This is a genomic window from Streptomyces sp. 13-12-16, from assembly GCF_002114215.1.
Classification (GTDB): Bacteria; Actinomycetota; Actinomycetes; order Streptomycetales; family Streptomycetaceae; genus Streptomyces.
This window is the reverse complement of the sequence record NZ_NCTE01000669.1, coordinates 1-2,718: the sequence shown is the minus strand read 5'-3', so window position 1 is coordinate 2,718 and position 2,718 is coordinate 1. Positions and strand designations below refer to the sequence as shown.

Below are 2,718 nucleotides of genomic sequence, written 5' to 3'. Positions count from 1 at the left end.
CGGGCGGCCCGGCCCGGGCGGCCGACGACGCCGAGGAGCCCGCGGAGGACGGCCGGACGGAAGAAACGGGCGGCAGGACGGATCGGCAGCCGGGGCACGGTGGGATCCGGCGGGTGCTGGCGGAGGCGCGCGCGTACGTCGACTCGCCGCCGCCGCTCGGCCGGGTCCGCTCGTCCTTCGCCCCGGGTGACGCGCGCATCCTGCGCGCCGACGGCCCCGGCTGGTCACTGGTGGCCCGGACCGACGACATCGCGTTCGTCCTGCTCGACGACGAACCCGGCGAGGTCCTGCCGGTGGGCCGGGGCCCGGAGCTGCCGGGCCTGCTCGAAGCGCTCGACCGGATGGCCGTACGGCCGCTCTGAGCGCACGCGGCTTCGAAAGGGCCAGGGGTGATGGACGTCAGCGTGTGTTGAAACCCCACGTGTGGGCGTCGTTCCATAGGGCGCCAACCCATCGATGACGGCGAGGGCGGGCCCTCACCATGGGGCGGTTCCGCGATCGACCCCATGCCCCCCTTCCGCTGCTCGTCCTTTCGGAGGCCGTCATGCGCCCCTCCCCTGGCGTTCCCCTGCTCGTCGCCGTCCTCGCCGCGGCCACCCTCACCGCTCCGACTCCGGCCGGCGCGGCCGGGGACGGTCACTGCGCGCGCCAGGAACGCGTGCGCGTGCCGGGCGCCGCCCATCAGCGCACTGCCTGTCTCGCCGATCTGACCACGGCGGGGCTGGCCGGTACGCCGTACACGGACATGGCCGACCAGGCGGGGCTGACCGCCGCGGCCACCCGGTCGCCGTCCGGCGTGCCCGGGGTGCAGATCGACGGCTACTTCCCGGACTCGTCCCGCTTCAACGACACCCACGGCTGGCGACACGACGCCCAGTTCGTGATCCGGCTGCCCGACCGCTGGAACGGCGGGCTGGTCGTCACCGGGGCGCCCGGCAACCGCAAGCAGTACGCGACCGACAAGGCGATCTCCGACCAGGTACTGGCGCGTGGCTACGCCTATGCGGCGACCGACAAGGGCAACAGCGGCGTCGACTTCCACCGTGACGGCAGGCGGCCCGGTGACGCGGTCGCCGAGTGGAACGCGCGCACCACCCAGCTCACCCGCGCCGCCCGGCGCGCGGTGGCCCAGCGCTACGGGCACGTCCCACGCCGCACGTACATGACCGGCGTCTCCAACGGCGGCTACCTCACCCGCTGGCAGCTGGAGAACCACCCGGAGCTGTACGACGGCGGAGTGGACTGGGAGGGCACCCTGTGGGCCGCCGAGGGACGCCACCCGCTGCTCTCCCTTCCGGTGGCGGTGGCCCGGACGTACGGCGAAGCCACCGACGAGGACATGTACGCGGCGGGCTTCGCCCGCGGGTCCGAGTTCCTGTGGCCGTACCACGAGAAGGTGTACTGGGGGCTCACGCAGAAGCTCTACCGCGCCGAGTTCGACCCGGATTACGACCCGGGCTGCCCCGGCCCCTCCGCCGGGTCGACGACGGAGCAGGTCCTCGCGCCGTGCCCGTCCGACGCCGCCTACGACTACGCCTCGCGCCCCGCGTCCGTGCACCGTGCCGTGGAGCGTGTGGCGCTCACCGGGCGGATCGGACGGCCGATGATCACCCTGCACGGCGATCTGGACGCGCTGCTGCCCAAGTCCGTCGACTCCGACGTGTACGACGGCATGGTCGAGGCGAGCGGACGCGGGCGGATGCACCGCTACTACACGGTGCGGGGCGGAACGCACGTCGACGGGCTGTACGACACCCGTCCGGACCGGCTGCGGCCGATCCTGCCCTGCTACCGCTCGGCGTTCGACGCCCTGGTCGCATGGGTGGAGCGCGGAGTCGCGCCGCCCGCCGACCGGACGGTCGGCGGGCCCGCGGACGGCGACGTGGTCGACTCCTGCGCGCTGGACTCCGGTGAGGCGGTGACGCCGTAGCGCCTCAGCGGCCCAGCTCCTTGCGCGAGACGCGGCGCAGCCTGCGCCGCTGTGCGGGGTCCAGGGCGAGGTACGCGGCGGCCGGGACTCCCAGGACTATCAGCAGGGCGGCCCACCAGGGCAGCCAGATGAGCAGGATCAGTCCGGCCGCCACACCCCCCGCGGCGATCTTGGCGTTCTTCGACATGAGTGTCGCCTCCTTCGCGGCCACTGCCGCTCTCTGCCGTGAAAACGGGCCCGCGCACACGACGGTTCCGGACCGCGACCCTGAGACGTCCCTGAGACGCGACCCCTAAGGTCTTCGAGAGCCCGTCGTGGGCCTCCCCGGCGGGAGGCCCACGGCACACCTTCATGGTGACCCGTCTCACAGCGCAGGCACACCCGGCCGGTGCCGCTCGTGCTGTACCATCGGCGACTCCGGCTTCACTAGTCAAATTTGAGGACTTCTGTCATCGCTGCGCAGACGACTCCCCCGGCGCCCTCCTCCGCACACTCCGCACACTCCGAACTGGCCGGCTGCCCGGCCGTATTCGTACCGGGTGACCCCGCCCGCACCGGCCGACTCGCGTTCTGGCGGCCCGACGGCTCACCTCCGCCGGCCGTGGACGCGGACGCGGCGTCGGCCGAGGACCTGACCGTCGTGGTGCCCGGCGACGACGGGATCGAGGCAGTGCGTGTGCCCGCCACCGTGCTGCCGGTGCGCGACGCGCTCCCGTTCCTCACGCGCGCGCGGGCCGGTGGTGCGGGGCACCGGGCCACCCGGTTCTGGGGCGCCGCCGCCGTGCACG

General features: G+C 73.7%; 4 protein-coding genes. 3 read left to right on the top strand and 1 reads right to left on the bottom strand.

Going from position 1 to position 2,718, the window contains the following annotated elements:
- Together B7767_RS25610 and B7767_RS25605 are read left to right on the top strand one after the other, a co-directional pair.
- Nucleotides 1-362: hypothetical protein (locus tag B7767_RS25610; protein WP_256923567.1), on the top strand; the 362-nt coding region annotated here is incomplete at its 5' end.
- A gap of 182 nt (nucleotides 363-544) precedes the next feature.
- Complete coding sequence (locus B7767_RS25605) at nucleotides 545-1,930, top strand: tannase/feruloyl esterase family alpha/beta hydrolase (RefSeq protein ID WP_085574259.1); 1,386 nt, start codon at nucleotides 545-547, stop codon at nucleotides 1,928-1,930.
- Nucleotides 1,931-1,934: 4 nt separating this feature from the next.
- On the opposite strand, the gene B7767_RS25600 is transcribed toward B7767_RS25605, so the two are convergent.
- Nucleotides 1,935-2,117 (bottom strand): hypothetical protein, encoded by a 183-nt coding sequence (locus tag B7767_RS25600; protein WP_030822433.1) that lies wholly within the window; start codon nucleotides 2,115-2,117, stop codon nucleotides 1,935-1,937.
- Between the two features lie 414 nt (nucleotides 2,118-2,531).
- Here B7767_RS25600 and B7767_RS47400 point away from each other — a divergent pair.
- Nucleotides 2,532-2,718, top strand: a 187-nt coding sequence (locus B7767_RS47400; RefSeq protein WP_218775819.1) for a hypothetical protein, incomplete at its 3' end; no start/stop codon positions are given.